The 4,075-nt window shown below is 64.4% G+C and carries 6 protein-coding genes; 3 read left to right on the top strand and 3 right to left on the bottom strand.

Translation table 11 applies throughout. The annotated features are described in order from the left end of the window. Positions 1-2 precede the first annotated feature (2 nt). Positions 3-482 (top strand): leucyl/phenylalanyl-tRNA--protein transferase, encoded by a 480-nt coding sequence (aat, locus tag EOA27_RS25520; RefSeq protein ID WP_245491158.1) that lies wholly within the window; start codon positions 3-5, stop codon positions 480-482. A 2-nt stretch (positions 483-484) separates the two neighbouring features. Here aat and EOA27_RS25515 read toward each other — a convergent pair whose 3' ends face one another. The 3 genes from EOA27_RS25515 to EOA27_RS25505 form a co-directional block, all read right to left on the bottom strand. Then, a complete protein-coding gene (locus EOA27_RS25515) occupies positions 485-868 on the bottom strand; it encodes a hypothetical protein (RefSeq protein ID WP_126082844.1) in 384 nt (127 codons plus the stop codon). Positions 869-927: 59 nt separating this feature from the next. Further along, a complete protein-coding gene (locus tag EOA27_RS25510; RefSeq protein ID WP_245467065.1) occupies positions 928-1,557 on the bottom strand; it encodes a DUF2155 domain-containing protein in 630 nt (209 codons plus the stop codon). A 134-nt stretch (positions 1,558-1,691) separates the two neighbouring features. Beyond that, positions 1,692-2,090 (bottom strand): NADH:ubiquinone oxidoreductase subunit NDUFA12, encoded by a 399-nt coding sequence (locus tag EOA27_RS25505; RefSeq protein ID WP_042643890.1) that lies wholly within the window; start codon positions 2,088-2,090, stop codon positions 1,692-1,694. A gap of 212 nt (positions 2,091-2,302) precedes the next feature. On the opposite strand from EOA27_RS25505, the gene panB reads away from it, so the two are divergent. Together panB and panC are read left to right on the top strand one after the other, a co-directional pair. Continuing rightward, positions 2,303-3,142, top strand: coding sequence for a 3-methyl-2-oxobutanoate hydroxymethyltransferase (gene panB / locus EOA27_RS25500; protein WP_126082845.1), 840 nt, complete (start codon positions 2,303-2,305; stop codon positions 3,140-3,142). Then, positions 3,139-3,990, top strand: coding sequence for a pantoate--beta-alanine ligase (gene panC / locus EOA27_RS25495; RefSeq protein WP_126082846.1), 852 nt, complete (start codon positions 3,139-3,141; stop codon positions 3,988-3,990). The genes panB and panC overlap by 4 nt, the downstream gene beginning before the upstream one ends. Positions 3,991-4,075: the final 85 nt, after the last annotated feature.

Genomic DNA, 4,075 nt, shown 5'->3' with positions numbered 1-4,075 from the left:
TCATTCCGCTGGACGGGTTCCACACGCCGCGCAGCCTCAAGAAAACGATCCGCAAGCACCCGTTCGAGATCCGCTACGATTTCGATTTCGAGGCGACGATCGACGGCTGCGCCGAGAAGCGCGAAGAGCGCCGCTCGACCTGGATCAATGCGCCGATCCGCGAAGCCTATGTCGAGCTCCATTGCCTCGGCCACTGCCATTCGGTCGAAGCCTGGCGCGAGGACCGTCTGGTCGGCGGCCTTTACGGCGTTTCGCTCGGGCGCGTGTTCTTCGGCGAGAGCATGTTCGCCAGGGAGACCGATGCCTCTAAGACCTGCCTCTATTATCTCGTCGAGCGGCTGAAGGCGCGCGGCTTCGCGCTGCTCGACACGCAGTTCACCACCGAGCATTTGAAGCGCTTCGGCGCCATCGACGTGCCGCGCGGCCAGTATGAGAAGCTGCTGGCCGAGGCGCTGAAGGGCGAGGCCGTCTTCTATCCCTGAGGTCAGTCCCGCGCCGTATCCATCGGCGTCTGCGCGTGAAACATCATCTTCCAGCCGTCGGCGCGGTGAACATAGCCGGTGCTGACCAGCGCGGCATAGGATTCGCCGTTCTCACGCGTCGCGCGCGCTTCGTAAGTCAGCATGATGATATCGCTGCCCGGCTCGACCATGCCCTTCAGCTTGATGTCGAGGTCGCGCCAACGGTTGGGTTTGCTGGCTGTCGCCGCCAGTTCGGAGTTGGTCATCGCCTTAGCCATTTGCGGAAACGCCACCAGGCATTCCACATCGGCATTGGCTTCATAATAGGCGGAATCGCCGGTCCAGAAGCCCTTCTCGATGTCGAGAAGCTCTTGCTTGTTGGCCATGATCGGCTTCGTGGCGGTCATCGCGGAATCCTCCTCGCCTTGCCGAGTTGGAACGGCTGAAAGGCGGGCAGGTTCCGGGATCAGTTGGTGCTGGAGGGATCGTCGTCGGTCGGCTCGGGGGCAGCGCCAGCCGGCTCGGTCGCCGGCTCCGCCGCGGCCTTGGGCTTGGCGGCCTGGGTCTTCGGCTTGCCCGTCTCGGCCTTTGCCGCGGTCGGCGGCGGCACGTCCGACTTCTGCTTGCAGCCCTTGAGCCAGACGTCATAGACGGCGTGCTCGACGGCGTTGAGACCAGGGCTTTCGGCAAACATCCAACCGGTGAAGATGCGACGGATCTTGCGATCGAGCGTGATCTCGTCGACCTCGACGAAGGAATCGGTCTTCGGCTGCTCCGTGTCCGGCCGCGAATAGCAGACGCGGGGCGTGACCTGCAAAGCGCCGAACTGCACGGTCTCGTCGACATAGACGTCGAAGGTGATGATGCGGCCGGTGATCTTGTCTATGCCGGCGAATTCGGCCAATGGGTTGGTGATACGCTCGGAGGCAGCCGGCGCAGGGGCCGGCGCCTGCGCGGCGGCGAAAGCGGCTGTCGAGGCAAGCAGAAGGGACGTCCCAGCGATCAGCGCCTTAGAGATTTGGGCTGGAATCCTGAGCCGCAATTCCGAACGGAAAACCGCTGCGCACTTTTCCTGGAATTGCTCTGGATCGCTCATGCAAACACCGGTGGTTGTGCCCGGGTGATTCTTCAATGCCCAAGGCTAATCATGGCTGCGCAGTCAGCAAGCAGCTAAACGCCAATTGTGGCGATAAAGGATCGAAGCGACGCCTTGAATTGCGATCCGGGTGATTACGATCCCGGCGTCCAGGCATCGTAGTCGCCGGTCACTTGCGGACGATGCTGGTTGGTCAAGATCGAACCTTGCGGCCGATAGGCGCCGGGCGTTCCCGTGAGGTTCGCCCGATGCGGCTTCTGCCACTCGCGCGCCTTGTAGCTCTCGCCCGAAGGGGGCGTGTCGACGCGGTGATGGATCCATCCATGCCAGCCGGGCGGGATCTTCGAGGCTTCCGAATAGTCGCGGTAGATCACCCAACGGCGGGTGCGACCTTCCGAATCGACACCGCCTTCATAATAGACGTTGCCTGCTTCGTCCTCGCCGACCTTCTTGCCGAAGCGCCAGGTGTGGAAGCGGGTGCCAAGCGTCTGGCTGTTCCACCAAGTGAAAAACTGCAGCAGGAAAGTTTTCATCCAGATCCTCGCGGCGGCAGCGGCTGCGCCTCTCCCCTGCTTATGGCGTCACGCCACCGCGAAGGCAAGGGTTTTGCCGCTCCCGGAATGTAATGCTTCGTGCGCTAAATCGATGCAGCCGCTCCGCTGGCGGCAGGGCGGCTTGCAAAGCCTTGCCTGTCTTTCTAAAGCTCGACCCGCCCCGGTTCGGGGCGCCTTCAGGGAGGTGACGATTGACCCGGAAACCGTCCGCCGACAGCCGGATCAACGCCGAAGATATTCGCCGCCGCAAGGGCGGCGTGCCGATCGTGTGCCTCACCGCCTATACCTACCCTGTCGCCCGCCTGCTCGATCCGCATGTCGACCTGCTCCTGGTCGGCGACAGCGTCGCCATGGTTCTGCATGGCCACGCCACCACGCTTGGCGCCTCGCTGGAGATGATGATCGCCCACGGCCAGGCTGTGATGCGCGGCTCGGCCAAGGCCTGCGTCGTGGTCGACATGCCGGCGGGTAGCTATGAGGCCTCGCCGGCGCAAGCCTCGACGTCCGCGAAGCGCATTGTCGAGGAAACGGGCTGCCAGGCCGTGAAGCTCGAAGGCGGCGTCGACATAGCCGCCCAGATCGCGGCCATCGTTGCGGCGGGAATACCGGTGATGGGTCATATCGGCCTGCAGCCACAGTCGGTGGAAAGGGACGGCGGATACAGGATCAAGGGCCGCACGGAGGAGAACATCGCAGCGCTCTTCCGCGACGCCGAGGCGGTGGAAAAGGCCGGCGCTTTCTCGGTTGTCATAGAGGGAACGATGGAGGCTGTGGCCGCGAAGTTGACCCGTCATATTTCCATACCGACCATTGGTATCGGCGCCAGCGCCGACTGCGACGGCCAGATCCTGGTGATCGACGACATGGTCGGCATGACCGTCGACCGCGTGCCTAAATTCGTGAAGGAATACGCCAACTTGCGCAGCGTGATCGCCGATGCGGCGGCGCGCTACGCGGCCGAGGTGCGCAGCCGCGCCTTTCCCGGCCCCGACCACGTCTTCACGACGACCTCCGGCAAGGACGAGACATGAGCACTGCAATCGTCGTCGACAGCGTCGCCGCCCTTCGCGCCCAGGTGCGCGAGTGGCGCCGGGCCGGACTCAGGGTCGCCATGGTGCCGACCATGGGCGCGCTGCATGACGGTCATATCTCGCTGGTCAGGATCGCGCTCGAATGCGCCGACCGCTGCGTCGTCTCGATCTTCGTCAACCCGACGCAGTTCGCGCCGACGGAGGACCTCGACAAATATCCGCGCCAGCTGGCGCGCGATCTTGACCGGTTGCGGGAGGCAGGCGCGCATCTCGCCTTCACGCCGAGCGTAAGCGAAATGTACCCCGCCGGCTTCGCCACCAAGATCGCGGTGGGCGGCCCCTCGTCGGGTCTCGAGACAGACTTCAGGCCGAGCTTCTTCGACGGCGTCGCGACCGTGGTTGCCAAGCTCTTCCTGCAGGCGGCGCCCGACTGCGCCGTGTTCGGCGAGAAGGACTACCAGCAGCTTTGCGTCGTCAGGCAGCTCTGCCGCGATCTCGACCTGCCTGTCGAGATCATCGGCGCGCCAACGGTGCGCGACGCCCAGGGCCTCGCCATGTCATCACGCAATGCCTATCTCAGCGAAGCCGAGCTCGACATCGCGCGCCAGCTCAACGGTATCCTGCACCGCGCGGCAGCGGCCCTTTCGGCCGGTGCGGATGAATCCGGCGCCACCGAAGACGCTGCAAAGGCGCTTGTCTCCGCAGGCTTCCGGAAGATCGACTATGTCGCCGCCCGCGCGAGCGTCACGCTTGCACCCTGGCGACGGGACCGCGACGGCCGCCTGCTCGCGGCAGCATGGCTCGGCACGACGAGGCTGATCGACAATGTGGAGATTCCCTCCGCGTGACCGCTCGCGGTCCGATCGGCTTCCGATCGGCTTCCGATCGGCAAGCTGTCGCCGCCGTGACGCCTATTCTTCCGACGGCATATAA

The sequence above is a fragment of the Mesorhizobium sp. M2A.F.Ca.ET.037.01.1.1 genome (genome assembly GCF_003998075.1).
GTDB lineage: Bacteria > Pseudomonadota > Alphaproteobacteria > Rhizobiales > Rhizobiaceae > Mesorhizobium.
The sequence above is the reverse complement of the archived record's forward strand: the minus strand, read 5'-3'. Positions and strand labels throughout refer to the sequence as shown.

Coding starts and splice junctions, on each gene's coding strand:
- panC (WP_126082846.1), top strand. CDS start 3,139: ATGAGCACTGCAATCGTCGTCGACAGCGTCGCCGCCCTTCGCGCCCAG.
- EOA27_RS25505 (WP_042643890.1), bottom strand. CDS start 2,090: ATGAAAACTTTCCTGCTGCAGTTTTTCACTTGGTGGAACAGCCAGACG.
- EOA27_RS25515 (WP_126082844.1), bottom strand. CDS start 868: ATGACCGCCACGAAGCCGATCATGGCCAACAAGCAAGAGCTTCTCGAC.
- EOA27_RS25510 (WP_245467065.1), bottom strand. CDS start 1,557: ATGAGCGATCCAGAGCAATTCCAGGAAAAGTGCGCAGCGGTTTTCCGT.